General features: G+C 61.7%; 25 protein-coding genes. 11 read left to right on the top strand and 14 right to left on the bottom strand.

Annotation, left to right across the window (positions count from 1 at the left end):
* The first annotated feature begins 130 nt into the window (after nt 1-130).
* From RTS12_RS00820 to RTS12_RS00845, 6 genes are all read left to right on the top strand, one after another.
* Nucleotides 131-1,780 (top strand): ABC transporter ATP-binding protein/permease, encoded by a 1,650-nt coding sequence (locus tag RTS12_RS00820; protein WP_131389297.1) that lies wholly within the window; start codon nt 131-133, stop codon nt 1,778-1,780.
* A complete protein-coding gene (locus RTS12_RS00825) occupies nt 1,777-3,489 on the top strand; it encodes an amino acid ABC transporter ATP-binding/permease protein (RefSeq protein WP_312524709.1) in 1,713 nt (570 codons plus the stop codon). The genes RTS12_RS00820 and RTS12_RS00825 overlap by 4 nt, the downstream gene beginning before the upstream one ends.
* On the top strand, nt 3,479-5,083 hold the full coding sequence (locus RTS12_RS00830; RefSeq protein WP_131389302.1) for a cytochrome ubiquinol oxidase subunit I: 1,605 nt from the start codon (nt 3,479-3,481) through the stop codon (nt 5,081-5,083). Before RTS12_RS00825 ends, RTS12_RS00830 begins: the two co-directional genes overlap by 11 nt.
* A gap of 7 nt (nt 5,084-5,090) precedes the next feature.
* Nucleotides 5,091-6,251: a cytochrome d ubiquinol oxidase subunit II gene (gene cydB / locus RTS12_RS00835; protein WP_131389304.1), complete on the top strand. Its 1,161-nt coding sequence runs from the start codon at nt 5,091-5,093 to the stop codon at nt 6,249-6,251.
* A 19-nt stretch (nt 6,252-6,270) separates the two neighbouring features.
* On the top strand, nt 6,271-6,387 hold the full coding sequence (gene cydX, locus RTS12_RS00840; protein WP_131389306.1) for a cytochrome bd-I oxidase subunit CydX: 117 nt from the start codon (nt 6,271-6,273) through the stop codon (nt 6,385-6,387).
* Nucleotides 6,388-6,515: 128 nt separating this feature from the next.
* Complete coding sequence (locus RTS12_RS00845; protein WP_312524710.1) at nt 6,516-7,439, top strand: cation diffusion facilitator family transporter; 924 nt, start codon at nt 6,516-6,518, stop codon at nt 7,437-7,439.
* 273 nt (nt 7,440-7,712) lie between these two features.
* On the opposite strand, the gene RTS12_RS00850 is transcribed toward RTS12_RS00845, so the two are convergent.
* The 14 genes from RTS12_RS00850 to RTS12_RS00915 all read right to left on the bottom strand — a co-directional run bounded on the left by RTS12_RS00850 (nt 7,713) and on the right by RTS12_RS00915 (nt 19,363).
* On the bottom strand, nt 7,713-8,054 hold the full coding sequence (locus RTS12_RS00850) for a single-stranded DNA-binding protein (RefSeq protein WP_165496660.1): 342 nt from the start codon (nt 8,052-8,054) through the stop codon (nt 7,713-7,715).
* A gap of 56 nt (nt 8,055-8,110) precedes the next feature.
* Nucleotides 8,111-9,136: a type IV secretion system protein gene (locus RTS12_RS00855; protein WP_131389312.1), complete on the bottom strand. Its 1,026-nt coding sequence runs from the start codon at nt 9,134-9,136 to the stop codon at nt 8,111-8,113.
* Nucleotides 9,136-9,549 (bottom strand): hypothetical protein, encoded by a 414-nt coding sequence (locus RTS12_RS00860; RefSeq protein ID WP_165496661.1) that lies wholly within the window; start codon nt 9,547-9,549, stop codon nt 9,136-9,138. The genes RTS12_RS00855 and RTS12_RS00860 overlap by 1 nt, the downstream gene beginning before the upstream one ends.
* 14 nt (nt 9,550-9,563) lie before the next feature.
* Entirely contained in the window at nt 9,564-10,568 is a 1,005-nt protein-coding gene (locus tag RTS12_RS00865; protein ID WP_131389316.1) for an ATPase, T2SS/T4P/T4SS family, read from the bottom strand.
* On the bottom strand, nt 10,568-11,881 hold the full coding sequence (locus RTS12_RS00870; RefSeq protein WP_131389318.1) for a TrbI/VirB10 family protein: 1,314 nt from the start codon (nt 11,879-11,881) through the stop codon (nt 10,568-10,570). Before RTS12_RS00870 ends, RTS12_RS00865 begins: the two co-directional genes overlap by 1 nt.
* Complete coding sequence (locus RTS12_RS00875; RefSeq protein WP_131389320.1) at nt 11,878-12,603, bottom strand: TrbG/VirB9 family P-type conjugative transfer protein; 726 nt, start codon at nt 12,601-12,603, stop codon at nt 11,878-11,880. The genes RTS12_RS00870 and RTS12_RS00875 overlap by 4 nt, the downstream gene beginning before the upstream one ends.
* Nucleotides 12,600-13,247 carry a virB8 family protein gene (locus RTS12_RS00880; RefSeq protein WP_131389349.1) on the bottom strand — a complete coding sequence of 216 codons (648 nt, stop codon included), beginning with the start codon at nt 13,245-13,247 and terminating at the stop codon, nt 12,600-12,602. The genes RTS12_RS00875 and RTS12_RS00880 overlap by 4 nt, the downstream gene beginning before the upstream one ends.
* A 14-nt stretch (nt 13,248-13,261) precedes the next feature.
* Nucleotides 13,262-14,032 carry a type IV secretion system protein gene (locus RTS12_RS00885; RefSeq protein WP_131389322.1) on the bottom strand — a complete coding sequence of 257 codons (771 nt, stop codon included), beginning with the start codon at nt 14,030-14,032 and terminating at the stop codon, nt 13,262-13,264.
* The gene (locus tag RTS12_RS00890) at nt 14,029-15,186 is read right to left on the bottom strand and encodes a lytic transglycosylase domain-containing protein (RefSeq protein ID WP_409455649.1); all 1,158 of its coding nucleotides are present in this window, start codon (nt 15,184-15,186) and stop codon (nt 14,029-14,031) included. Before RTS12_RS00890 ends, RTS12_RS00885 begins: the two co-directional genes overlap by 4 nt.
* 213 nt (nt 15,187-15,399) lie before the next feature.
* Entirely contained in the window at nt 15,400-17,796 is a 2,397-nt protein-coding gene (locus tag RTS12_RS00895) for a type IV secretion system protein B4 (RefSeq protein WP_409455650.1), read from the bottom strand.
* Nucleotides 17,786-18,064 carry a VirB3 family type IV secretion system protein gene (locus RTS12_RS00900; protein ID WP_312524711.1) on the bottom strand — a complete coding sequence of 93 codons (279 nt, stop codon included), beginning with the start codon at nt 18,062-18,064 and terminating at the stop codon, nt 17,786-17,788. The genes RTS12_RS00895 and RTS12_RS00900 overlap by 11 nt, the downstream gene beginning before the upstream one ends.
* A gap of 12 nt (nt 18,065-18,076) precedes the next feature.
* Nucleotides 18,077-18,364: a TrbC/VirB2 family protein gene (locus RTS12_RS00905; RefSeq protein ID WP_312524712.1), complete on the bottom strand. Its 288-nt coding sequence runs from the start codon at nt 18,362-18,364 to the stop codon at nt 18,077-18,079.
* Complete coding sequence (locus RTS12_RS00910) at nt 18,364-18,945, bottom strand: lytic transglycosylase domain-containing protein (RefSeq protein WP_312524713.1); 582 nt, start codon at nt 18,943-18,945, stop codon at nt 18,364-18,366. The genes RTS12_RS00905 and RTS12_RS00910 overlap by 1 nt, the downstream gene beginning before the upstream one ends.
* An 82-nt stretch (nt 18,946-19,027) precedes the next feature.
* Nucleotides 19,028-19,363 carry a hypothetical protein gene (locus RTS12_RS00915; protein WP_312524714.1) on the bottom strand — a complete coding sequence of 112 codons (336 nt, stop codon included), beginning with the start codon at nt 19,361-19,363 and terminating at the stop codon, nt 19,028-19,030.
* Between the two features lie 226 nt (nt 19,364-19,589).
* On the opposite strand from RTS12_RS00915, the gene RTS12_RS00920 reads away from it, so the two are divergent.
* The 5 genes from RTS12_RS00920 (at nt 19,590) to RTS12_RS00940 (ending at nt 25,703) form a co-directional block, all read left to right on the top strand.
* Nucleotides 19,590-19,826 (top strand): hypothetical protein, encoded by a 237-nt coding sequence (locus tag RTS12_RS00920; RefSeq protein ID WP_226937126.1) that lies wholly within the window; start codon nt 19,590-19,592, stop codon nt 19,824-19,826.
* Nucleotides 19,827-19,928: 102 nt separating this feature from the next.
* Entirely contained in the window at nt 19,929-20,597 is a 669-nt protein-coding gene (locus RTS12_RS00925) for a hypothetical protein (protein ID WP_035715006.1), read from the top strand.
* 228 nt (nt 20,598-20,825) lie between these two features.
* Nucleotides 20,826-21,662 carry a hypothetical protein gene (locus RTS12_RS00930; protein ID WP_312524715.1) on the top strand — a complete coding sequence of 279 codons (837 nt, stop codon included), beginning with the start codon at nt 20,826-20,828 and terminating at the stop codon, nt 21,660-21,662.
* Nucleotides 21,663-22,134: 472 nt separating this feature from the next.
* Nucleotides 22,135-23,943 (top strand): AAA family ATPase, encoded by a 1,809-nt coding sequence (locus RTS12_RS00935; RefSeq protein WP_312524716.1) that lies wholly within the window; start codon nt 22,135-22,137, stop codon nt 23,941-23,943.
* Nucleotides 23,940-25,703 (top strand): ATP-dependent helicase, encoded by a 1,764-nt coding sequence (locus RTS12_RS00940; protein ID WP_312524717.1) that lies wholly within the window; start codon nt 23,940-23,942, stop codon nt 25,701-25,703. The genes RTS12_RS00935 and RTS12_RS00940 overlap by 4 nt, the downstream gene beginning before the upstream one ends.
* Nucleotides 25,704-25,712: the final 9 nt, after the last annotated feature.

Raw genomic sequence — 25,712 nt, forward strand, 5'->3', positions numbered from 1 at the left:
AGCAAAATGTGACGCCGCAGGTGAGGTCTAGGGTCTGAAACTGCAAGGGGCATTCAAAAGGAATGCCTCGCAGATTGATGCTGCGGACAAAACGGTGATACCTGACCGAACCAATCGGACTGACAATTGTGTGGAAACGCAATTGTCAAGTCTTCATGAAAATCGGATTGCAACCTTGCTTTCCGTTTGCTCCGCGCTTTTGTGGCCAGCACAGGCGGCACTCATCGCTTGGGTCGTATCTGCATTAATTATGGCCCAAACACCGCCTTGGATTGCGGCACCGCTTTTCCTCTTTCTCTGCTTATTGCGCGCAATTATGGATTGGCTGGCAGAGAGAAGTCTTCAGGAACACGCGACCAGAGCCATCGCAGATCTGCGCCTGAAAATGCTGACGTCGTTGCTTTGGCGATCTCCTTTTGGGGCGAGCGAGGACTCAGCTGCACAGGCGGCCTTGATCGGCGAGAAATCGGCAATGCTTCGGCCCTGGCTCGAGCGGTTTGTGCCGGCGATGGCGCGCGCGCGGGTGATACCGATCGTGATTTTGCTGCTGGTCCTTAGCCAAAGCTGGACGGCGGCGCTCGCACTGGCTGTTACCGGGCCGCTCATTCCGGTTTTCATGATGCTGATCGGCTATGCTGCACAAGCCGCGTCCCGCGATCATCTGGTCGAGGCCGGGGCGTTAAACAGTGTCCTTGCCGACCGGATCGCGGCGCTTGCGGATTTCCGACTGCTTGGCGCGACACACCTCGCCGAGGCCGATCTTGTGGCGCGATCAACAGGCCTGCGAGTACGGGTCATGAAGGTCCTGAGGCTAGCGTTCCTGTCCTCTACCGTTCTCGAGCTCATGGCATCGCTCGGCGTGGCGATGGTTGCGGTGCAGATGGGAACGTCGTTGCTTGGCCTTGTCTCATGGGGTGGGTGGGGCGGACAGATCAGCGTTTTCGGCGCGATCTTTGTGCTTTTGATCGTGCCGGAATTTTATCAGCCGATGCGCGACCTAGCGTCGGCCTGGCATGATCGGGCCGCAGCCCTCGCGGTGCTCGACGAAGCTCGGCGCTCTTTGGCTCAAGACGGGCCCCGTATCCTTGGTGCGGAGCAAATTTCGGCAGTATCAGCCAGGACCCCGATGCCGCTTGTGTGGACGGACCTGGTGATTTCGTCTGCACCGGGAGCCCTGATCCGCCTGCCGGCCGGGCAGATTATGCCCGGGGCCTCGATCGCTGTGACCGGCCCGAGTGGCAGTGGGAAGTCCACCCTTCTCGCCGCACTTGCCGGGTTGCTACCAGTTGCCGAGGGGATGATCACGTACGGCGACACTCAACTGAACGCGGCAAGCGCCGCCTGGTTGCGTCAGGGCCTCGGCTGGTTGCCGCAACAGCCCCGCTTTCCGGCGATGAGCCTTGGCGCCTGGCTTCGTTCGGCGGACCCGGATGCGCACGATGAGCATCTGAAGGCGACGTTGCGGAAAGTGCAGCTCGGCGACCTTGTCAGGATACTGCCGCAAGGGCTCGCTACCCGTCTTGGCGAGGCCGGGGGTGGTGTCTCCGGCGGAGAGGCACGAAGGCTTTTGATCGCGCGGGCGCTTTTGGCCCCGCCAATCCTGCTTTTCGCCGATGAACCGACTGCCGATCTTGACCATGAGGCCGCGCAGGCGATCACCCGTGCCCTGCTGGCGCTGCGCACGACCGGCACAGCGCTCTTGATTGCGACCCATGACCGCCGCCTGATCGCGGCGATGGACCATGGCATTGACCTTGGCGGGGCGGGGCGGGCTGCATGAAGCAGCTCATCGCCATTATCCGCGAACTGAACGAGGGCAGCGGCAAGCACCTGCGCCGAGCCGCTTTGCTTGCGGCGCTTGTGCCGGTGGCGGGAGCGCTTTTGCTGGGGCTTTCGGGATGGTTCATTGCCGCCTCGGCAATGTCCGGGTTGGCCGGTATGGGTCTGGTCTTTGACTTTTTGCGCCCCTCTGGCGGTATCCGCACCCTGACGATGATCCGTGCCGCCTCACGCTATGGCGAGCGTCTTTTGGGCCATGACGCCACCCTCCGCGCGCTTGAACGGCTGCGGTTGCGGCTGTTTCGGGAGATAGGCGCGCTGCCGGTCGGTCAGTTGCGGCGTCGGCATTCCCCCCGGCTGCTCAATCGGCTGATCTCGGATGTAGAGGCCTTGGAAGGAGTGCTGATCCGGCTGGTCTTTCCCACGATCTCGGCAGCGATAGCGCTCGCGATCGGCCTGCTGGTGATCTGGCTGGCCGCCGGAGTAAGCTTGGCGCTGGTGACCGCCGCTGTCTGGGGGATCGGCGTGATTTGCCTTGCGCGGCTGGCCGGTCCTGCGCAGCAGGGCCATGCCAGACGCGAAGAGGCCGCCTTGCAGGCCATCCGGGCGCGTGCAGCCGGCCTTTTGGGACTCCGGGGCGATCTTCTGATGCAGGGGTTGCTGCCGCGTCTTTTGAGTGAAACGAAAACAGCAATCACCCGCGCCGTTCTTGCACGCCAGCAGAGCGATTTTGCCGGGCGCTTGGCGGGGGTGGTGATCCAGCTGACGCCCGGTCTGGCAATTTTCGCCACGCTCAGCCTTGGCCTGCATCTCCCACCGCCGTTGTTGTTGATGGTGATCCTGATCAATCTGGCGCTGACCGAATGCCTGCGGCTTATGTGGCGCGGCTGGTCTGAGCGCGGACGGATCGAACTTGCGGCCCGCCATCTTGCGCCGTCCGCTCCCGTTGGGGTTGTGGCATCCACGCCGCCCGCCATCGACCCCAAGGCACAGCTGCTGGAGGTGCGCGATCTGGTGATCCGCACGCCCGATGCGGGGCGTATCCTGAGCGGGCCGGTAAGCTTTACCCTTGGGCGGGGCGAGACAATCGCAATCCAGGCAGCCTCGGGGGCCGGAAAATCCACCTTGCTTGACCTGCTGGCGGGGCTGGCGCCAACCCGGCCGGGAGAGGTGAGCCTTTTGGGCCACGACCTGTCGCTCTGGCCCGAACCCGCCCTGCGCGCGACGCTGGCGCTGGTCTTGCAGCGCCCGACGCTGGTCGCAGGCACTCTTACCGAAAACCTGCGCATCGCCGCGCCGGATGCGAGCGACGACAGCCTCAGGGAAGCCATGCACGCGGTTTCTCTTGCCTGTATGGCGGATGCGGATGCGGGGCTGTTGCGCCCCTTGGGTGAACGCGGGCAGGGGCTGTCGGGCGGAGAGACGCGCCGTCTTGCGCTCGCCCGCGCGGTGCTGCGCCGCCCGCACATCCTCCTTGTCGATGAACCGACAGAAGGGCTTGACCCAACCAATGCCGCGGCCGTCCTTGCCGGCCTGCGTCAGGCCCTGCCTGAGGCAGGCATCATCATTGTTTCCCACCGCGAGAGCGATCTGGCAGGTGCCGACCTTCGTCTGCGACTGCCGCCACCTTCGCGGAATACAGATCTCCCCCTTCCACACAGTTCAATGGGCACCGCCCCTTTCAGAAAGGAGGCCCCGAATGGTGCTTGATGTCGTCGACCTGTCACGACTGCAATTTGCCGTGACGGCCATGTATCATTTCATATTTGTTCCGCTGACCCTTGGTCTGTCGTTGCTCGTCGCAATTATGGAGACGGTTTATGTCATGACCCGTCGTCCGATCTGGCGGCAGATGACGAAATTCTGGGGCACGCTCTTCGGCATCAACTTTGTGCTGGGCGTCGCTACCGGGATCACGATGGAATTCCAGTTCGGTATGAACTGGAGCTATTACAGCGTCTATGTAGGCGATGTTTTCGGCGCGCCGCTTGCGCTTGAGGGTCTGATGGCCTTCTTCATGGAAGCGACTTTCGTGGGGCTGTGGTTCTTCGGTTGGGACCGCCTATCGGCGCGCGCGCATTGCATCGTGGGCTGGTGTGTCGCAATCGGTACAAATTTCTCGGCGCTCTGGATCCTGATAGCCAATGGCTGGATGCAGAACCCGGTTGGCGCTGTGTTCAACCCCGACACGATGCGGATGGAGGTCGAGAACTTCTTCGAGGTCATCTTCAACCCGGTCGCCCAAGCGAAGTTCGTCCATACGGTCAGCGCGGGTTATGTCGCGGCCGCCATTTTCGTCATCGGCGTCTCGAGTTGGTATCTGCTCAAAGGTCGTCACACGGAGTTGGCCCGTCGCTCGATCACGGTGGCCTGTTCTTTCGGTCTGGCCTCGATAATGGCGGTGATCGTGCTGGGTGATGAAAGCGGCTACGAGACCACCCATGCGCAGCGCATGAAACTCGCCGCGATGGAGGGCATGTGGGAAACGCAGGAAGCGCCGGCTTCGTTCACTGTCTTCGGCGTGCCAGATCAGGAGGCCCGCGAAACTCGCTACGCTGTCCATATTCCGTACGTGATGGGGCTGATCGGCACGCGATCGCTGACTGAAGAAATCACCGGAATTGATGACCTGGTGAAGCAATCAGAGGAGCGCGTGCGCTCGGGTATTGTCGCCTGGGACGCGTTGCAGACCATCCGCGAGCAGCGAGGGGCGACACCGTCCGAGGTGCGCGAAACCTTCGAGGCGAATGGTGGCAATCTCGGCTACGGCATGCTGCTGATGCGCTATGTAGAAGACCCGCGAGATGCGACCGAGGCACAGATCGCACAGGCCGCCGTCGACACCATCCCCACCGTCTGGCCGCTGTTCTGGAGTTTCCGGATCATGGTGGGTGCCGGTTTCCTGATGCTCGGCTTCCTCGCCTACATGTTCTGGCGTACGAACTTCCGGGCAGGTCGCTATCCTTCATGGGTGCTCCATGCAGCGGTCTGGATGATCCCGGTCCCTTGGATTGCCATCGAGGCCGGCTGGTTCGTCGCCGAATTCGGTCGCCAGCCCTGGACGGTGGACGGACTTCTACCAACCTTCCTCTCGGCAAGCCGCCTTTCCGTCCTGGACCTGTTGATCACGCTGGCGGGCTTTGTCGCGCTTTATACCGTTCTTCTGGTGATCGAGATCCGATTGATGCTGGCCGCGATCCGCAAGGGGCCGGTGCTCGATACGGCCGAAACCGATGCGTGGAACCAGACCCACCGGGCTCGCCTTTCCGGCGTGCTTGCCACCGATATCAAGCCAGCGGAGTGACACCAGCATGATCTTGCATGAACTCATCAGCTACGAGACGTTGCGCCTGATCTGGTGGGTGCTTCTTGGCGTCCTGCTTATCGGTTTTGCAATGACCGACGGTTTCGACATGGGCGTGGGAGCGCTCTTGCCATTCGCGGCCAAAACCGATGTCGAACGGCGGATCGCCATCAATACCGTCGGGCCGGTCTGGGAGGGCAACCAAGTCTGGCTCATCCTTGGTGGCGGCGCGATCTTTGCCGCATGGCCCCCGCTATATGCGGTCAGCTTTTCCGGGTTCTACCTTGCTATGTTTTTGATCCTTGCCGCGCTGATCCTGCGGCCTGTGGGTTTCAAATATCGCAACAAGAAGGAGGATCCAAAGTGGCGGACCCGTTGGGATTGGGCGCTCTTCATCGGCGGTGCCGTTCCTGCACTGACTTTTGGTGTGGCGGTCGGCAATGCGCTGCAGGGCGTGCCATTCCAGATCACCGAAATGATGGTTCCCCTTTACCCGGGGAATGCAGTGACGAAGCTTCTCGCGCTTCTCAACCCGTTTGCCTTGCTTGTGGGAGCGGTCAGTCTGACCATGCTTGTCACCCACGGCGCAGCCTGGCTGTCGTTCAAAGCCGAGGGCATGGTAGCCATCCGCGCGCGCCGGATCGGTGCGATCACCGGGCTGCTTGCGGTGGCCGGTTTCCTGCTGGCCGGTCTGTGGCTTGCATATGGCATCCCCGCCTATCACTACGTGGGCGACATCGAGCCCGCTGGCCCTTCCAATCCACACCTGACCGCAATGGCTCGGGGCGGTTCCTGGCTTGAGGCCTACCGAACCCGACCCTGGATCGCGGTTGCACCGGTCCTCGGGGTGGTCGGGATCGCACTTGCCGCCTTTGGTCTTTCGCGCGGTGCTGGCGGCTGGTCACTGTTGGCATCGAAGCTGGGGATCTTTGGGGTGATCTCAACAGTCGGGCTGACGATGTTTCCGTTCATCCTGCCCTCTTCGCTTGATCCAGGCTCGTCGCTGACTGTCTGGAATGCCTCGTCGTCACATCAGACGCTGTTCATCATGTTGGTAGCAACTCTATTCTTCATGCCGATCATCCTCGCCTATACGGCATGGGTATACAAAGTGCTCTGGGGCAAGGTCGGTGCCGACGAGTTGACCAAAAACCCCAACGCCTATTAACTCGGAAAAGGAGAACGGAATGTGGTATTTCGCCTGGATGCTTGGACTCCCCGTGGCGGCAATGTTCGCGGTCATCAATGCGATGTGGTTTGAAATGAGCGAAGATCGGCGAACTTCAGGCTACCCCGAAGATTGACCATCGGGAGAGGAGTGTTGATTCTTCCGCAGAAACCGGCCCCAATCCGATACCCGCTAGCGGTGTGCTCATAGTAAGTATGACTATGTTCTGTGGTGGGGTTTTCTACTCGTTGTGAACAGGATTCTATGCACATGACCACCCGGGCACATGACGAGGGCGACGGTCACAATCACAGTCAGCCTGTCACTCGTGACAACGAACGGCGCATCCGTTTTGTGTTCTTCTTTACTGCAGCATATGCTGCGGTGCAGGCAGCGGGCGGTTGGATATCGGGGTCTCTCGCCCTAATCGCCGACTCGGGCCATATGGTTTCTGACGCCGCGGCGCTTTTGCTCGCGCTGATCGCATATCGTGTTGCGAGGCGACCTGCGGACGGCATGCGGACCTACGGGTTTCACCGCGTCCGGGTTTTGGCAGCCCTCGCCAACGGAGCCAGTCTGTTACTGCTTGTCGCCTGGATCGTGTGGGAGGCCATTCGGCGCCTCAATCAGCCGGTTGAGGTGCTGGCCGGACCGATGCTTGCCGTGGCGATAGTAGGCCTGCTCGTCAATCTCGCAGGCGCTTGGATCCTCTCGAAAGGAAGACAGGGCGACGGTAATCTGCGCGGGGCCATGCTGCATGTTATCGGCGATCTGCTCGGGTCTGTAGGGGCGGTTGCGGCGGCGATCGGAATCATGCTGACCGGCTGGACAGTGCTTGATCCTATCTTGTCGGTGCTGGTTGCTATCCTGGTGGTCCGCTCGGCCTGGACACTCGTTGCGGATTCAATCCGCATCCTGCTTCAGGCGGTTCCGAAAGGCATTGATCCTCGTGAAACAGAGCGAGCTCTGAGCGGCCTCCCGGAACTGGCGGAAGCGGGTCACTTCCATGCTTGGACGCTGACAGATGAGACCGTTGTGGCAACCGTCCATGTGACCCCGGCTCTGGGATGCGACCCACTAACCTTGCCCGCGCTTGTGGCTGATTGGCTGAAGGCACGTCACGACATCGACCATGTGACTGTCCAGGTCGATCCGCCCGGCGCACTTTGGCGGGGTGAGGAAATCTGACTGGAACAACGGGGCGTCAGCACGGACGGCTGAGAAAGATATGCTGCTGATCGGGACCGGCGTAGGTGACCAGACCCATTTTCGTAGGAGTACCCGGTCCGCGCCCTATCCCATTCTCAACGAATCAGCCCAATCGCCCGAGCAACCACGCCCGGTGCCAGCTACGAGCCGGCCAGCAGCAGACGCAGCCAGCATGGCAGTTGGCGGCCAGAATAGCCAGCGAGATACATCTGCTGCAAAAGGCCGCTGCGATGGCTGATGGCAATGCAACCCTTACCCATCCTTCCCGACCGGAACGACCGCAAAGCGATCAGCGGTGAGGGAGGTATCGTAGACAGTCTGCCCGTCCTTCTCGTAATTGCTCTCGCCGATCCGCCCCCTCACATGCACGAGGTCGCCGGGTTTCAGGTTCTCCTTCAGCCAGGCGAAACCCGCCGTGCTGCGCTCAAAAAGGGTGACGGTGTTCCAGTCGGTGCGCTCGCGCAGCTCGCCGCTGTCCTTGTCCTTCCAGCTGTCGGTTGCGGCGATGCTGACCTTTAGGACCTTGCCGCCTCCAAGCTCGGTTCTGCGGCCGACATAGCCCTGAATCTGGAATTCCGCGAAGGTGTACAGCATCTCATCTCTCCTCGTTACGATACTGGTTTCAAAGGCCGGACCGCCCATATGGGCGGCTACTTCCCAAGCCGCCGGGCCCTCTCAGCGACCCGGACGATCTGACCGCCGGCGGCCAGAGCCGCGGATTTCACGGCAGGTGCATTCTGGGCGATTTGACGGCCGACCATTTCGCCGGTGCTGAGATTTCCCATTCGCTCGCGCGCCTGCACGCCGCGCGTATTCAGCATGCCGCGGGTCATGGCCGCAGTCCCGGCTGCAACCGCTGGTCCTGCCACGACCATGAAATTCCCCGACAGTCCGCGCACGATCAGCGGCGTGGCTGCGACGAAGCCCTTCGCCAGGAAGATCATGACGAAGAAGGGGATGAGTGAGCCGATATTTGTCGCCGAGGCTGGATCGCCAACCTGGTCCAGCAAGGCATTCGCCATCCCGACCACGGTCGAGAACATCGCCGCGATGACCACCGGGTAGAAGGCATAACTGACGGTGGTCGAGACCCAACGGTGGAAGAAGTCCTTGGTCGCATCAAACAGCGATAGCGCGATCATCACCGGTGCCAGACCCAGCATCAGCGAGAGCATCATCTTGGCGAAGATCAGCACGATCCCTGTCATGAAACCGAGGATGCTGAGCAGGATGAGGCCAATGCCGCCCAGGATCGCGCCTGTCATCCAACCCAGATTATTGCCGATCGCGTTCAGATAGGCCGAAAACTGTTCAATCAGATTGTCGAACTCACCGGCAAAGTGCGTTGCGCCAGCTCCGCCGCCGCCGACCGAAGAGACCAGGGCACCCGCGATATAGTCCAGGCCGCCGATCACGGCGTTCGCCACCGCGTTGAAGCGGGTCCAGTTGAAGGCGAAGAACCCGATCAGGGTCAGTTTCAGCAGGTACCAGAAGAAGGTCGCGCCATCCATGCTGCGATACTGGAAGGCCATGTTGATGCAGAGGCCGATCAGGGAGAGCGTGACCATCAGCAGGGTGATCGTACCGATATTGCTCGCCACCGCCCCAAACTGCGATTCCGCAGCCGAGGCGAGGAAGCTATCGGCCGAACCGACCATCCAGCTGACAACGCCCACTACCAGTTGCCCTGCGCTTCGCAGATCACGCGCACCTGGTCTTCCAGCAAACGCTGAGCCGCCATGAATCCGCTGCGCAAGGCAGTCTGCTCCCCTTGGCTGAGCGCGAAGTACCGCTCCCGGTACTCTTCATCGGCCAGCGTCCAGTCAGGGAAGCGGGTTCCGCATGAACAGTCCTGGCTCGACGCGATGTTTTCCCAGGCGCGCAGCTCATAAAGGTGTCGCAATGTCAGACCCTTCCATGCCTCCCGGATATGGAGCTCATCCGCCCATGCTGGCCGCTCCGGCCTGTCGTTGCAGATCCGGTAGCGCTGTGGCTCAAGGGTCGGCGTCAGATCGTTGGTGACGGGCGCCTGGCCGATCGCCGGAAGGGCGACGGTGCAGACGGCGGCGGCGAGAACGAGAACACGCATGGGGTTTCCTTTCATCATTCAGCGGCAAGGCGTGAGGAGGCCTCTACCGAACCAATGCCGGGCAGGTAGAATTCGGTGATGCCTCTGGCCCCCTCATGGCGGCCAGCCTGAATGATCACGTCAATCGAGCCTTCGATGTAGGTGATCATGTCGGCATAGGTCATTGGAAGGTCCGTCTTCAGCGCCGCGATGGCAAGACGCCGGACGGCGAGTTGCGGAGTCTCGGCGTGAAGCGTCGTCAGAGATCCGCCATGTCCGGTATTGATCGCCTCGAGAAAGGTCATAGCCTCCTTGCCGCGCACCTCGCCCAGAACGATCCGATCCGGCCGCATGCGCAGGGTCGAGGTCAGGAGCGCATCGGCGCTGCGCGCGTCAGATTCCCGGTCCGAGATCAGCGTCACGACATTCGGCTGCTCGGGCCTGAGTTCGGCCGCCTCCTCGATGGTCAGGATGCGCTCTTCATCGGGGACCAGGGAGATGATCTTGCGGGCGGCGACGGTCTTGCCGGTCGAGGTTCCACCAGAGACGATCATGTTGAGCTTGTTCTCGACGCAAAAGCGCAGCGCAGCTTCGATGTCGCCCGACGCCACCACCTTCCGAAGGGCAAGATTGCGTTCCTTGCGCAATCCTTCGAGGCTGCGCTCGCGCCCGTAAAGGAACCCCAGCCTGATCTGCTCGAGGGGAAGCGTCGAGAAGAAGCGCAGCGAGATGGAAAAACCGCCCTCGACCGCCGGCGGCTGGATCACCTGTGCCCGGATCGGACGATCCCCCCAAAGAATGCTGACCGACACGATCGGCTTGCGGTTGCTCAGCGTCGTGTTCGCCGCCGAGGCGATCTGGTTGCCAAGGTCGCGGATCTCGATCTGCGTGAGCGGCTGACCCAGGTCTCGCATGAAGTGATCGCCCTGGAACTCGCCCCAGACCCGGCCATCGGGGTTGATGCAGATCTCGATCACATCAGGGCGGCGGATCGGATCCCCCAGCCGTGCCAGCGAGGCTTCGAGATAGCTTGCCGCCATCAGAGGATCTCCAGATCGCGGTCGACCATCACGGTGATGCGCGTTCCCTGCGGCACGCGGATCACCGGACGGATCGAGAGATAGTCCTGCATCACGCTGCGGCTGGCATCGCGCAGGTCCGTCGCCACATCGCTTGCCGCGTCCGAGGTCGTGTCGTCATCGATGCTCGCCGCAGCCGCTGCGGGAACCGCTCCGATCAGGGAGATCAGAGCGGCAGAGCCAAACCGGGTGCCGAAGCGGCTGTCGACATCGCCGGTGACGCCAGAGCGGCCAAGCTCATCACCGCCAAAAGCACTGATCTGGACGGTTTGGTTGTCGGGCAGAATGATCCGGTCCCAGCCGACCATCACCCGGGATTGCGCCAAGGATACCTCGGAGCGGTAGCGTCCGATCAGCTGGGCACCGCGCGGGATCAGGATGCGGGTGCCATCGAAGGAATGCACATCTTCCGAAACCACAGCACGGATCACACCGGGCAAGGTACTGTCCATGGCGGTTTCCAGCACAGCCTGGATCATGGTGCCCTGCACCACGGTATGACCGGGGTTCACGATGATTTCGGCGCGGGTCATGGGCGCCGCCGCCGCGCCACCCCGCACGAAGGCCTCGTCGGCGCTCAGCCGGGCAGCCTCGACCTCGGATTCCCCGTTCGCTCCCCCACCCACACCGGACCAGGCAAGCATGGGGGAGGTGATGCGGGCCTCGCGCGCGGCTGCCTCGGCGGCCCGCCGGCGTTCGAGTTCGGCAAGCCTTGCATCTTCCTCGCCGGTGCCGGGCGCTCCAAGCCGGGCAATCTCAAGATCCATGCGAATGCGCTCCAGCTCGCGGTCCCGCTCGACGAGCTGCCGCTCAAGAGCGCCGCGGGCTTCCGCGTTCGAGGCGTCCAGTGCCGCCAGTTGTGCTGTCAGATCCGCGATGGCTGCCTGTGCCGCTGGATCGCCCGTCTCTACGGGGCGCGCGCGCAATTCGGCCAGTTCGGCTTGCAATCTCCCAAGCGTTTCTCGCAGCTCGAGCTCTGCAGCGCTTGGCCCTTCAGGAACCGGCGCGGGCGCCGGAGCAGGTTCTGGAACCGGAGTCGCGGGGAATTCGCCGAAGCCTGACCCGGCGCTTTGGAATTCTTCAGCTGCAGCGGTGGGCAAACTGGGCTCGGGCTTTGGCTGCATCAGCATCCAGCCCAGTCCACCGATCATCAGAATGGCGGCGCTGCCGAGCAGGGCCGCAAAGAGAGAGGGGTGGGCGGGCGCTTTACGGTTCCCTGTGGAAGCCTCTATGGCTTTGAGGCGAGTGGCAAGGTCGTCAGGATCACTGCTCATGACGATGCCGCGCCCTCAGCGCCTGACATGTCCTGGATGCAGATGACCTCCTCTCCAAGGCGCAAAACCCATTGGCGGTGAACGCCCGAGACCCGGATCACGCCCTCTTCTTGTGCAACGGAGTTGACCGTTCGCTCCCGGCCACCCGTCCAGCGGAAGATCGCAGGGATGGGCGCGTTCCGCGGGAAGCGGAAATAGGTGAAGGTGCCATCATCCCAAACGGCAGTTGGCGTGAACTCGGTCTGGCTGCTCACGGCATAGTTGCTGTTTGGAGCACCCGCAGCGACAGCATTGATTGCAGGCGTGGCGGCATCTGGGTAGCGGAACTGCACGACATAATGCGGGGTCTCGCGCGCCTCGACGACATGGAAGTAGTAGGAGCGCCGGTTGGTATAGACGGTGATATTGGTCGCCACATTCGACGCCACCGGCTTGATGGCGAAGGCCCGGCCACCGGGCACGCCGTCGAACTGAAAACCCACCGTGTCGCCTGCGATGATAGAGCGAATGGTTTCCCCTTCGCCAAACTCGATCGAGGTCACGCGGGTCAGATTGGTGACCACACGGTAGACCTGACCTTCGGTCCAGGCCGCAACCCGGACCCGACTGTCATGTGATCCGGCCCGAGGTGTGGTTTCGGCGAACGCGGGCAGGGCTGCGACGATCAGGACGGCGGACAAAAGGCTGGAAGGGAGGAGTAGGCGGGGCAGGGCGAGCTTCATTCCGACCGATCCGATCTGATGGCATATTGAGTGACGGTGAAGCCGAAAGGGTTCTGCCAGACATCGTCGATGCTGCGAGCGCGTTCCGGGCGAAACTCGAACATAAGCGTTGCGGTGAAGAGCCCGACCTGGCCACCCTGCGGGCTGGTCAGGCGCTTGCGCAGCCGGACCTGAGCGCGGTTTTCACCGATCAACGTGATGCTGGCGATCTCGACCGCCATCTCAGAAGTGGCGCCGTAGCGGGTCGGAGGGAAACTCTCCTGGCCGCTGGTCCACATCGCCCGCATGCTGGCCTCGGCCGCGCCGATGGATTGCGCCAGAACGCGGTTGACCCGCAGATCGTTGTCGAGCTGGTTGTAGATCTCGCGGTCAAGGATGTAGCGGTAGATCTGGGACTCGATCACCGCCGGCCGCTCGGACAGTCGCACGGCCTGAACAGTGGCGTTCGGCAAGGCGAGACCGCTTTCCGGGTCATAGGGCACCACCACGGGCAGGGGCGGCTCAACGAAGATCGCGACGGCCGCCGCGGCAAGGCAGCCCAGAACCCCAAAACCGGCCCCGGACAGACCGATCACCCGCCATTGGCGCTCCCGGCGCAGCGCGCCGTAAACCAGCTCTTCTTCGACGACCTCACGCACGGCCATGCTCGTACCCGCCGTCATTCGAGGCTCGGCATGGTGAAATCCATGTAGCGCCGCTCTTCGGCGATGGTCGCGGCATCGACCACGCCGGCATTGCCCGCGCCGATCGTCTGGATCGCCTCCAGCTCCCACATCCGGGTCATGGCAATCGCCAGTTCCGCCGTGACGCGGGTGTTGTGGTCCATCGACGCCTTCAAATCCTCCATATCGGGGATCATCGCGACAAGGCGCTCGACCCGCGCCAGCGATTGCGCCGCCTCCGTATGGCTGTTCTGCGCTGCCGCCGAGAGCACCGCGCCGGTCGTAGCCCTTGTCGCAATGCCCTCGGCGCCGGGATTGCCGCTGGTGGCGATCTCGCGCAGGGAATCTTCGTCAAAACCCGCGCTCGCCAAGGCCTGCTGCATCTGGGTGCGCATCGGCCCCGCGGTGACCCCGAGCAGATTGCTCCAATCGCCTCGCTGGATGCCGCGGATCAGGCCGGGGATGTTCTCGAACTTTGCCTCGAGAAGCTGGTCCAACTCGCCGCCCATGATGAGGCCGAGGATTTCGCGCGGGCCGGTCAGCGAGGCATACATGCTCTGCAACTGGTCGAACTGTTGTTGAAGCATGTCCAGCTGCTCGAGCGCATTCTCGAAGATGTCGCTCTGGATCCCGAAATCTTCCAGCATCTGCTGCAGCTGACGGATTTCCTGGGCGATGTTCTGAGTATCGACCGTCGGCACGCCCTGGGCCGAGGCGCCGCTGGCGAGACCGAGACAAAGTGCCGTGCTGATCAGAAACCGTCTCATCGCAAATCCTCCAATCGGAAATCCATGAACCGCCGCTCGGCCGCCTGTGCAGCGGCCAGCGCGATCTGTTCGTCACTCAAGGGTTGGGTCTGCGCCGCTTTGAGCCGGGTGCGGATGGCAACGATCCGGGCCAGCTCGGCACGCGCATAGGTGTTCAGGGCGATGGACGCCTGCACGTCTTCAGTCGCTCCGATAAGCCTAATTATGTCATGTAAGCGCTGCGCTGCGACTTGAACCGACACCATGGAATAGTCGCCATAGACGCCGGATCCATGCGCCGAGAGGCTGAAGCTCGCATTGGCCAGCAGCACGGGATCGATGATGCCGAGCGCATCGGGACCGCCCACCATGGCGAGATATCGGTTGTACTGCGCCGGGATGACCACGACATAGTTCTGAGTCTCGGCGAAAGGCGGCACGCCGCTGTATTGCTGCACGCGGCCGGGCCCGGCGTTGTAAGCGGCAAGTGCATGGATGATGTTGCCATCGAACATGCCGAGCATCTGCGCGAGATAGCGTGCACCGCCGGTCACCTGCAGATAGGGATCCTCATAATAGGCCGGGTAGATGCCGAGATCGCCGGCGGTGCCGGGCATGATCTGGGTCAGGCCGAAAGCGCCGACGCCGGACTGAGCGCCGATCTGGAAGCGGCTTTCCTGCCAAATCAGAGCCTGAAGGAGGCAGCGCCATTGCACCGGCGTCAGGCCAGCGCGCGACACGCCGGAAAGAGAGTAGGTGTCGCGGGCTCCGCGGATGATCAGCTCTTCGACCGTTTCGCGGGCGTCACCGAACAGGCGGGTGGCGGCGGGGTTGCCGTCTTCGGGCGCAAAGAGCGCCGATGCAGCCGTCTCTCCCCCGTTCCCGGCCTCCAGCGCGGCCACACTCGCACCAACGGACACACTGGCGCCGACAGTCATGGCGCCAAGGATGTTCTCCAATGAGGCCAATTGCTGGCGCTCAATTTCGGCCAGTTCCTCTTCCCGGCTCAGCCGATCCCGCTGCAACGCGATGTCCAGATCCCGCTGTGCGATCGTCGCCGCCGTTCTGGCAAAGCCCTGAGCGTCAAAGGTCGGTACGCCTTGCGCGCCCAAGGGCTGTGCCAGAGAAATGCCGATCAGAGCCTGGGACAGGAACGGTGCCAGAATCCGGGCCATACCGTCAGTCCGCCGCGCCAATCAGAGTGAAGGCGCAGGGGTCTGCCGCTCGCGACACTTCACCGCCCATGGTCGAGACCGTGACGCCGGAAGGACGCTCGGCGAAACTGAAGCAATTGGCCCGTGGGGCCTGCCCGCCTGCACAAGCGGCAAGGAGCAGGAGACTGCCGAGGACGGGAAGATGAAGAAACCGGGCACCAGTTACACGAGACATCACGACTTCTCCTTCCAGAAATCAGGGCGGTCGCGGTAATCCGCCCCCACGAGTTGCTCGCCCTTCTCCATCCCGCCAAGGACGGTCACGAGAGGGCCGAGGGCTGAGAGATCGGCATCGATGACAACCGAGCCACGATCGTCGCGCACCAGCGCGAGACGCGATGCGGTACCCACACCCAGAAGGACATCGAGTTCCTTCTCGCTGAGACCGAGCATCGCGTAATCGGCCGCGCTGGCGCGGATGTTTGGCAGCAGGATCTGTGTCGGCACCGCCTCGACAATGGTCTTGCCGGTGCGCGTGCGCTCGAGTTGGCTCGCGTATTGGGTCATCATCACAACGACCGCGTTCTGCTTGCGGGCGGTGACAAGCCAGTTGCTCAGCCGGTCCGCGAAGTAGCCATTGTCGAGCGCTTTCCAGGCCTCATCGATCAAGATCACTGTCGGGCGTCGGTCCTCGATAACCCGCTCGACCCGGCGGAAAAGGTAGGAGAGCACGGCCATCCGCTCGCGCTCACTCTCGGAATCGAGAATCCCGGTCAGATCGAAGCCGGACACCTCGCCGCCGAGCGAAAAGCTGTCTTGCGGGTTGGCCCCGAAGATCCAGCCATAGCGGCCGGTTTCGGTCCATTCCTGCATCCGCTCGAAGAGATCGCCGTCATCATCGGTCGAGACCAGCAGTGAGGCGAAGTCTGACCAGTTACGCAGGCCCGCGTGGTCGGCGCCGGCGTTCTGGCGCACGACCTCCTGCAGGCGGTTGGTCTGAACCGGGGTCAGCGGCCGGTCGCGGCGCTCAAGCAGCGTCGCCAGCCAATCGGCAAGCCAAGCCTGACCTCGATTGTCGATCTCGGTCTGAAGTGGGTTCAGCCCGGTGGGTTTGCCCGCGCGTACGGTGGCATAGCTGCCGCCGAGAGCGCGGACCGCCATTTCCATCCCGGCGCGGTAGTCGAAGATGAAGAGCCGTGCCCCGGCCCGGCGGGCCATGGTCATCAGAAACGCAGCCAGCACCGATTTGCCGGAACCGGGACGTCCGAGGATCAGGGTGTGCCCGCCGGTCGGCTCTTTCAGAGGCGAGCCCTGTTCATGGAAACTGAACCGGAAACCGCTGCGCTCCGGGGTTGGAAACAGCGTGATCGGCACGCCCCAGGGCAGTTCCTCACCGGTCTTCCCAAGTGGGGTGCGGTGGAAGGTCGCGAGATCCGCGAAATTGTGGTTAGTGATCGCCGCCTTGCGGCTCCGCGCGCCGGTGTTCCCCGGGTGCTGCGCCATGTAATGCGCGCGCGACCCAAAGCCTTCCGAGATGAGGTTGATGCCGGAACTGGCCGAGATGTTGCGGATCTCGGCGCAGATATCGTCGAGATGGGCCCGGGATCTGGCATAGACCGCCACGGTCATATGGTGTTCGCCGAAGATCAGGCGCTTCGATTCCAGATCGTCCTGCGCCAGCTCCAGCTCCTGCGCGAGGCTGACCGCACCATCATTGGCAGCCTGCATCAGCCGAAGCTGGCGCTTGATCCGGCCCGCCATGATGTTGGAGTTGATCGGCACGAAGGAATGGGTGACGACCATATCGACCGGCAGGTTCAACTCATCGAGCATCAGACTGTCGGTCTTGGCCGGGTAGTTCTTGACGGCAAAGATCGCGCCAAACTTGTCGCCCACGGCGCCATCAGTCAGATGGATCTCTGCGCTGCGGAAGGTCACGCGCGTGTTGGCCACGTCCTCGGCGAGGATGCCGAGGCGCGAGGCCGGGAAGAGAGGGTGCTCCTCGCCCGTGTTCAGGCTGCCGAGGAAGCCCAGCAATTCCCCGCTCTCGGCCCTCAGCACGCGCGGCTTCAGATCGGCAAAGCTGGAGAGCATGAAACCTACCACCTCCTCGAGCTTGCGCAGGCGCCGCACAGAGTCGGCTGCCAGGCGGGCGCGCGAGGCCGCTGCGATGAAGGGGATTCGGCTGCCCGGCTCGGGGCGCTTCAGGATCGAAAGCGTGAGGGTTTTGTCGCGCAGCCCGCTCTTCGACAACTGCGACTGCCAGCGCGCGTCTACCGCGGCTGCGAACCCGTCGCCTGGCATTGGCGGCAGTCGCGTGTCCACCGCCTTTGAGACCTTGTGCAGATAGAAGGAAAACTCCGTCCCGACCTGTGCCACCACACCCGCAAGCAGCGACCCGATACGGTCGAGATGGCTGTCCTCGGACGTGGTGCTGTTCACCCCTTCAAGCCGGATACATTGCATCAGCTCATTTCCCCGAGTGCGGATCGTGTTGCCGGCGACCAGGCTGACATAGGGCAGCATATGTGCGAGCCACTTCTCCTTTCCGACCCAGATCGGCATCGCCGAGATCGGATCGGCGACCAAATTGGCGCTATCCGCTGTGGCGCTCACGGCATCACGGGGCATAGCTGTCTCCCCCGTGATGCTTGCGGTTCCGGGTCGGCGGGGTTTCCTGCAGCGTGATCACCAGCACATCGAGGAAGTTCGGGTCCCAATCCGCCGCCTTCCACAGAAGCGGCCAGGCAACCGCGGCCGCCACAGCGATGATCCAGCTCTGGACCGAGAGGAACAGCATCGACCAGCCAAAGAGCCAGACCATGGCATACATGATCGGCAGCCCCATCAGCTTGGGGGGCCGCAAGAGGCCGATGAAGACGCGCGACTGTTCCGCCATGATGCCGAGACCTCAGGTGGTCCAGATCGCGGCAACGATGGTCGGCGCGGCGGCAATGCCGGCAATCGCCACCAGCACCCAAAGGGCTTGGCGGAAATCGAGAATGCCGAAGAGCCAGGACAGAAAGACCCCGATCAGCGCCAGCGTGCCGATCACGATGCCCAGGGGGCCGGTGATGGCATCGACAATGCCTTGCAGCAGTGTCTGCACCGGCGAGAGGTCGATGCTCTGTGCCAGCGCAGGACCTGCGAGCATCACAAAGGCCATCGCCATGACAGCCGTGACGGAAGGGGACTTCATCAACTCGTTCCTTTCAGCCGCGCATAAACGGCCTGCACACGGGCCACATGGCCCTGGGTCTCAACATAGGGGGGGATGCCGCCGTGGCGGCTGACGGCCTCGGGTCCGGCGTTATAGGCGGCTAGCGCCAGTTCCGGCGTGCCGAAGGTCTCGAGCATCAGGAGGAGATAACGGGCCGATCCGTCGAGATTCTGCCGCCAGTCATTCGGATCGACCCCGAGAAAGCTGGCGGTGTCGGGCATCAGCTGGCCAAGGCCGATTGCACCGGCATGGCTGAGCGCGGAGGGGTTATAGGCGCTCTCGACCTCGATATTTGCCCGATAGAAGAGTGCCCAGTCGGTAACAGACAGCCCCGCCCGCCTCAGCGCGGCATGGCCACCGTAGCGCAGCGCGGTGTCTTCTATGCCTTGCAGGATCTCGGGACTGGCGGAGGCGGGCCGAGGCGCGGCGTCACTGGCACCAGTGTCACCATCATCCCGCGGTGTTGAAAAGAGGAAGAGCCGCTCCGGCTTCTCGGCGCCGAACTGGCGCATGAAGCCAGTATCGGATGACACCGTGGCCAGTTGGCCGTCCAGCGCCACCCGAAAGACAAAGCCCTCTGCGTTCGCGCCAGCCGGAGCGAACGCGGCAAGGACGCAGAGGGCCAGAAGAAGGGATGAAGCCTCAGCCCTGCTGCGCGGGCGCGGGCTCTGGCAGTTGGTGGAGAGAACGTCCCCCTTCTTCGAGCGGAATATGCGCTGTGCGCATGCCGATATCCGAGAGGAAGCTGACAAGCCCGGCAACGGTCTTGAACTCACGGGCCTTGATGTAATTGCGGCTGGTGACGACGATCTTCTCATCGCCGCCCGAAGGGCCGATGGCCCGCACATACCAGGAGCCGTACCAGGCGTTGAGGCGCTTCTCGGCCGCGGTCCGACAGACCACTTCGGCCGAATAGCCCTGGGCGAGCAGCTGTCGCAATCCGTCTTCTGTAACCACATTCGGGGCGTCTTCTAACATGGTCTCCCCGCGGCTCCTCTCCATAGAATGGGTCAGGCCATGGGGAATCAAATCACCATAGCCGTAGCATTACACCATTATTGATGGCAATGATTATTTGATGCCTTGACGGCAGATCATCGCTCCATAAAGGTGGATAGCCCAAGACTGTGGCAAATCAAAGCAATGACGGGGCCTCGTCCGAAACATGGTGAAGCTGCGCCTGATATCCTGCCTTGTCGCGATCATGGTGAGTTGCTCCGCCGCCTTAGCATCATGCGATCCCCCTGAACGGCCATGGTTGCCAAGCGACCCGGCCGATGTACGGGCCTATGCCGATCTGATCCGGGAGGACTTCGAGGGCTACATCTCCGCGGTGCAGGAGTATTTCCGCTGCCTCGATGCCGAGCGTGCCCGGGCCTTCTCCGAGGCACAGGAGGTCAGTCAGGATTACGGGCGTTTCCAGAGCGTGGTGGGACACTGAGCCGAAGATCGGACGCGTCAGCCATGCGATAAGCAATGCAAGAATATTGCATTCAATAGTGGTGTATCGTAGCGATAGGGGGTAACTGAGCGAGTCGCCTCCATGTCCCCTGCCCTTCGAACCACCGTTTTGACAGCCTCTCTGGCCCTGACCGCCGCAGTCTCGAGCCCTTCCTCCGTCCAGGCACAGACCTACCAGATCGACTGCGCCATCCTTCTGTGCCTCGCCGGCGGATGGCCAGCCTCTGTCCCCTGCGCGCGGGCCCGCGCCGAGTTCATTCGCCGCATCACGCCCTGGCCGGTCGAGCCACCGCTGCAGATTTGGCGCTGCCCGATGGGCGCATCCCTCGGTGGCGATGCGCCGCTCAGCCCGATGGAGCGGCTCTATGACATTGCGTTCCGCGAGCCGCTTGAAAGTACCCTGCCCATCCCTATCGACGTGCCGGGTCTGACCCTCGCGCAGGCCCTGGAGCAGGCCGATATCGACATCTCCGGCGATGCTTTCGACTTCGTGCGCAGCATCCGGGTTTATCACATCCAGTTCAGCCAGCATCAAAACCGCGATGGCGACTGCATTCGCAGCGATTCCACCCGTCTCGGCTCCTATGGCACGCAAGGCGACTACGGTTGGGCCAGATCCTCGGTGGCCGCTGTCCCGGAGGCATCTGATCTCGCGGTGCCGGAGCATTGCCGCAGCTATTCCTGGCGCTCGGTCTTCGTGGATTGGCGTGACCATGCCGGGAACTATGGATCGGAAGAGGTCCGCTATTGAAAAGCCGCCGGAGCCTTGCGGCTCCAGCGGCTCTCTGTGTCGGGGACGTTCGATCCCCTTTTTGAAGACGACGCCAGACCAAAGGTCCAACACCAAAACCTCAAAGAACACTCACCTAGCCAGAGTATTCTAGTCCATCCTTTGAGGTTGCGCAACCAATAATGTTATATTGCATGCTATGGTGATGTATTGCTGTGATCCTGGCGCGTCGTATCGGAGACGACGATCATGGAACTCACCACTGGCGCCATCCTTCGCCGCATCACCCACACAAACCTCTCCTGCGCCGCACACAAGCTTGCGACACTGATCCTCGACGGCATCGCCTGGAAGCAAGGCTACAACGGCCTGCCCCATGGAACCGCCGCCTTTACTCTGAGCGATCTCGCCGAACGGATGGAGGTCTCGCGCCAGCATCTGCACAACCTGCTGACGGAGCTGGCGGCTTCCGGACTGCGGCTTCTGCGCCATCGCGGCAAGGGCAGGTCCGCGCCCTGGCTCTTCCGGTTCGGCTGCTGCGATCAGCCGGATGCTGAGGATGACGTGTCAACCACAGCTGACATCTCGCCTTATATAAGAGATTCAAACAAAAATGTATTTCATGGAACAATCATGGTGGATCGTGAAAAGCCGGAAACGGCGGCGCGGTGGCTGGCGCTGATCGGGAAGGCAAAGGCCGCCCTGCCCTGCCGCGCGGCCGACAGTCGACACATCTGGGATCGCTTCCGGGAGTTCAATCGGCGGCGTGGGCGTGAGGTTGTGCCGGCGGGATATCTGCTGGGGTTTATGCGGAAGTGGAAAGGCAGCGGTGCTGAGTTTCGACAGGGGCCGCCTCCGCAAGCTGCCGCGTCAGTCTCGCCAGAAGCCGCTCAGTTGCAGCGACTGATGGCACCAGCCCCGTTCATCAACCGATACTTCCACGAAAGTGACCTGAAACGGACAATCGGCGTGGATCGCTATGAGGAGCGGGTAGACGATCTGCGCAGCAGGTTCGGCTGTTCAGTGTTCCAGGCACAGCTGGCTGTGCACGGAATGGCAGTGGCTAAAGGAGTAATCCAGCGATGAGACAAATCCGCGTCTCGGGTTTCGTCCGCAGTGACCTTCCCGCTGAGATATCAATGTCGCACGTCGGCAGTAACCCCATGTTCCAGACGTTTTGTCAGCAGAGTTCAGCGACTGTGACCGCTAAAAAGGGCGGACACCGGCCTGACGGCGGCGCAGCAAGGCGGTAGCAGCAACCTTATGGAAGCAGACGTTCCGGCGGACCGCAGAGAGATCGCAGCGGGATCTACCGTGAGGGCGCAAAGCAGTGTGATGGCAGTGAGGCAGAACGATCGCGCGAAAGCCTAAGATCGGACGCCCCGCTCATGCCAAATGAGCCTCACATTGTAGTAGATCAAGTTCTTTTGCAGAGTGGGCAGAGTATCTTGGAAGTGTCCCGATTCGTTGGAAATTGGGCAAGTGCCCTTGTCTTGATGGCGCTCTCAGATCAATCACATATCGCAGCATCATCTAGCTGCTCAAAAGTCTGGTGGAGATGATGCGGGTAGCTCGAATCGTGATTCAGAATTTTCGCACGTTCGCGTCACTCGACGTGAATGTCGCAGATGATCTATGCTGCATCATCGGAGAAAATAATACTGGCAAGACTGCAATCCTTCGCGCAATCCAGATCTGCCTGGACAATATGCTGCCATCGACTTTCCGAGCGCTCCTGCGCGAGGATATCCACTCCGCAGTCGACATCTCCAATCCGAGCCAGGTTCTGATCGGCATTGAACTGACCGGCTTCGAGGGGCGGGTGAACGAAGAGGCACTGGTCAGCACATGGAAGACCGCTCCAGATCGAGCACGCATTTTCTATCGCTTCCGGCCGCGCCCGTCCGTCCGGGAGCAGCTCGGCAGTGGTGACATCACCCCCGGTACGTTAACTCTTGAGGACTATCAGTGGGAAATACGCGGTGGTGGAAACCCGGCCATCGACCTAACCGAAATTGCTTGGGATGAGGAAGGAATCGGCGAGTCGGTGCGGTTCGCGGATCTACAATCCTACCTTCTAGTTCACCTGCCTGCACTCCGCGATGTTGAGAATGACTTGCGCAATCCTCGCCAGTCACCGCTCATCCGCTTGATCGAAGCCTTCGAGATCGATGTGACTGAACAGGACGAGTTGATTGCGATCCTCGACGAGGCCAATCAGGCGATCGCGCGCTCGGCGACCATCGCCGAGATTGCTGCAGCGATCGACGCTCGGTTCAAGGATGTGTCCGGCCCCGCCTTCGAGATGGATGCAACGCTTGGTCTTTCCGCCGCCACATTCCGCGCAATCATCCGGAACCTGAAGATCATTCTGTCGGACCTGTCGCTCACCGCCTTTGAACCCGGTCGCAACGGCCTCGGCATGAACAACATCCTCTACATCGCTATCTTGATGGAATATCTCCAAAGGAGGATCGCACTCAACCGCTCGGCCGGACAGTTGATCCTGATCGAGGAGCCAGAAGCGCATCTCCATCCACAGCTACAATTCTCACTGATCGCGGCGTTACGCGCGATTGGTGTGCAGACCATCCTTACCAGTCACAGCACCCAGGTGACGTCGCAGGTGCCGCTGAGTAGCATTGTGTCTCTCACTAAACGCGACGACGCGACCATCGCAGCGGGGAATCTGGCGCTCAACGCGACGTTGACGACGCCAGAGATTGCAGATCTCGAACGCTATCTCGATGCAACCAAGAGTGCATTGCTTTACGCTCGCAAAGTTATGCTGGTCGAAGGCCCGGCCGAGATGTTCCTCGTCCCTGCGTTAATCGAGCAGGTGTATGGCGTGAAGCTCGAGCGGCTAGGAATCTCAGTTATCGCGATCCACGGCGTTCATTTTGACGTATACGCCAAGCTTTTCCGCGCTGGCTCGCTTGAGAAGAAATGCGCCATTGTGGCCGATGCCGACATGAAGCCATCCGATGCCGAGGACTTCGACCCGGAAACCGATGCCCCAGATCTAGTGGCGTTGGAAGGCGAATTCGTGTCGATATTCTTAGGCGCAACTACTTTTGAGCTCGAACTCGTATCGGTGGGGCGTTTACCCATGCTGATCGAAACCGTGCGCGCTCTCGGTGCTCCGCAGATTCTCGCGCAGATGGAGGGCGGCCTTGCCGCTCTCACTCGTGGTGAAATGGACCTGGACGACGAAGTTGCTCTGCGTGTTGAACTTGGCCGCATCACACTCAATACCGCCAAGCGATTTGGCAAAGCCCGCTTCGCGCAGATCGCGGCCCGCTATGCCCACCTCGCTACCGACCTGCCCGTATACATTGAGCACGCCTATGAATGGCTTACCGAATGATCCCATTGACTCCAGAACAGCGCGAAGCGGTCGACCATGACGGTAATCTTCTACTGACTGCCTGTCCTGGTAGTGGCAAGACGCGCGTCATCCTCGCCAAGCTGCTGACCTTGGCGGATCAACTAGTCGGCACGCCACAGTTCATCGGATGCATCACCTATACCAACGCTGCGGTCGACGAGATCGAAGCCCGGCTGCGCACATATGGCAACAACGCGATCACTGATCGCTGCGAAATATCTACGATCCACGCCTTCTGCCTGCAATTCATCCTGCGTCCCTACGGTTGGCTTATTCCCGAGGTGCCGACCCGCTTCCAAGTGCTCTCCCGCGAGAACAGTCTGTTCGAGCAAATCGTCACGGCCGTGGAGGACGCCTTCGGGCGCAAGCCCGCGGGCCAGGTTTTCGATGACTATGAATCACTGCGTATCGATGTGAGTGGCCATCCTTGCGGCCAAGGAATCGAGACTGGGATCGTCACTACCGATTCTGCTCTTCTATATTGGGATAGGGTGCGCGCCCACGGCTATCTCGATTTTGCGATGATCCTCTACTACTCGTGGAAAATCCTCGAGCAGCACCCGTTCGTGGGACGCGGCATAGCGAGCCGCTTCGAGTGGCTGCTAATCGACGAATTTCAGGATACCACTGATATTCAGATTGCCATCTTCGGGGCACTCCAGCGTTTCCTCCAAACCCGCTTCTTCCTTGTGGGCGACCAAAACCAGTCGATCATGCGCTTTGCCGGCGCCCGCCCCGAACTGGCAGAGCAGTTCGGCGACCAGATCAATGCGCACCGCGATATAGCATTGACCGGCAATTTCCGATGCGGGCCGGCGATCGTCACTACTGCAGCGACTCTCATCCCGACTGTTCCGGGGATGCAGTCGGCGGGCAATGCGGCTCAGTTCCCGGCCCAGGTGAACTACGTCAATGTCGGTCGGCCGATCGATGCCATCACAGATCACTTCCTGCCCAGCCTACAGAACGCCGGCATCCCTCTCGGGAAGGCCGCAATCCTCGCGCCATGGTGGACGCATCTCATCCCTGTAGCCCGTGCCCTTCGCGAATTCGATGTGCCGGTGTTTGGTCCGGGCGCCCGACCCTATAGGCGACGCCGACTGCTCGCTGGACTTGCCGAGCAGCTCGGGGCATGCGCCGAGGCTGGCAACTACATCGGACTGCCAGGTGTCGAGCGGGCGCTGTTTCGCCTGATCGGTGACCTCACTGGAAACTCGCGTTACGACATGTTCAGTTATCAGGGGCGCCGGGTCGCGCTTGGTCTGATCTACCTCGCTCGCGAACTCGCCGAGCGCCACCTCGGCGGTGCCGCTTGGCTGCGCGCCATCGCCCGCTCGGCCGGAAATTATCTCGAACGCGAAGAATGGCTGCCTGGTGCCGCCAAACAGTCGTTGATCGATTCGGCGGAGGAGATGCTTTCGGATATGCAGGCCAACAAAGTCGATCTAGCGAACCTACTCATCTCCGATATGGGCCTGTTCGCCAATCCAGAACATGCGCTAAAGCTAATTACGCTACACAATTCCAAGGGGCGGGAATTTGATGGTGTCGCTCTGATTTGCATGAACAACGGCAGTATCCCGCATTTCTCGACATCGACGCAAGAGGCCTATGACGAAGCACGGCGGCTGTTTTATGTTGGGCTAACCCGGGCTAAACGCGTCCTCGTCGTTGCTTCTGATCAGTCTCACTGGAGAAATAAGCCGACCCCCTTCATCGTGGAGGCCGGCCTTGGATAATTACGTAGT

It is taken from the genome of Paracoccus sp. (in: a-proteobacteria) (assembly GCF_032007265.1).
Taxonomy (GTDB): Bacteria; Pseudomonadota; Alphaproteobacteria; order Rhodobacterales; family Rhodobacteraceae; genus Paracoccus.

Bases quoted from the DNA above. Each gene is read 5' to 3' on its own strand.
- RTS12_RS00830 (WP_131389302.1), top strand. From the start codon at position 3,479: ATGGTGCTTGATGTCGTCGACCTGTCACGACTGCAATTTGCCGTGACG.
- RTS12_RS00860 (WP_165496661.1), bottom strand. From the start codon at position 9,549: ATGCGTGTTCTCGTTCTCGCCGCCGCCGTCTGCACCGTCGCCCTTCCG.
- cydB (WP_131389304.1), top strand. From the start codon at position 5,091: ATGATCTTGCATGAACTCATCAGCTACGAGACGTTGCGCCTGATCTGG.
- RTS12_RS00915 (WP_312524714.1), bottom strand. From the start codon at position 19,363: ATGTTAGAAGACGCCCCGAATGTGGTTACAGAAGACGGATTGCGACAG.
- RTS12_RS00825 (WP_312524709.1), top strand. From the start codon at position 1,777: ATGAAGCAGCTCATCGCCATTATCCGCGAACTGAACGAGGGCAGCGGC.
- RTS12_RS00925 (WP_035715006.1), top strand. From the start codon at position 19,929: ATGTCCCCTGCCCTTCGAACCACCGTTTTGACAGCCTCTCTGGCCCTG.
- RTS12_RS00885 (WP_131389322.1), bottom strand. From the start codon at position 14,032: ATGAGACGGTTTCTGATCAGCACGGCACTTTGTCTCGGTCTCGCCAGC.
- RTS12_RS00940 (WP_312524717.1), top strand. From the start codon at position 23,940: ATGATCCCATTGACTCCAGAACAGCGCGAAGCGGTCGACCATGACGGT.
- RTS12_RS00845 (WP_312524710.1), top strand. From the start codon at position 6,516: ATGCACATGACCACCCGGGCACATGACGAGGGCGACGGTCACAATCAC.
- RTS12_RS00850 (WP_165496660.1), bottom strand. From the start codon at position 8,054: ATGCTGTACACCTTCGCGGAATTCCAGATTCAGGGCTATGTCGGCCGC.
- RTS12_RS00875 (WP_131389320.1), bottom strand. From the start codon at position 12,603: ATGAAGCTCGCCCTGCCCCGCCTACTCCTCCCTTCCAGCCTTTTGTCC.
- RTS12_RS00930 (WP_312524715.1), top strand. From the start codon at position 20,826: ATGGAACTCACCACTGGCGCCATCCTTCGCCGCATCACCCACACAAAC.
- cydX (WP_131389306.1), top strand. From the start codon at position 6,271: ATGTGGTATTTCGCCTGGATGCTTGGACTCCCCGTGGCGGCAATGTTC.
- RTS12_RS00890 (WP_409455649.1), bottom strand. From the start codon at position 15,186: ATGGCCCGGATTCTGGCACCGTTCCTGTCCCAGGCTCTGATCGGCATT.
- RTS12_RS00905 (WP_312524712.1), bottom strand. From the start codon at position 18,364: ATGAAGTCCCCTTCCGTCACGGCTGTCATGGCGATGGCCTTTGTGATG.
- RTS12_RS00880 (WP_131389349.1), bottom strand. From the start codon at position 13,247: ATGGCCGTGCGTGAGGTCGTCGAAGAAGAGCTGGTTTACGGCGCGCTG.
- RTS12_RS00895 (WP_409455650.1), bottom strand. From the start codon at position 17,796: ATGCCCCGTGATGCCGTGAGCGCCACAGCGGATAGCGCCAATTTGGTC.
- RTS12_RS00870 (WP_131389318.1), bottom strand. From the start codon at position 11,881: ATGAGCAGTGATCCTGACGACCTTGCCACTCGCCTCAAAGCCATAGAG.
- RTS12_RS00900 (WP_312524711.1), bottom strand. From the start codon at position 18,064: ATGGCGGAACAGTCGCGCGTCTTCATCGGCCTCTTGCGGCCCCCCAAG.
- RTS12_RS00935 (WP_312524716.1), top strand. From the start codon at position 22,135: ATGATGCGGGTAGCTCGAATCGTGATTCAGAATTTTCGCACGTTCGCG.
- RTS12_RS00865 (WP_131389316.1), bottom strand. From the start codon at position 10,568: ATGGCGGCAAGCTATCTCGAAGCCTCGCTGGCACGGCTGGGGGATCCG.
- RTS12_RS00920 (WP_226937126.1), top strand. From the start codon at position 19,590: ATGGTGAGTTGCTCCGCCGCCTTAGCATCATGCGATCCCCCTGAACGG.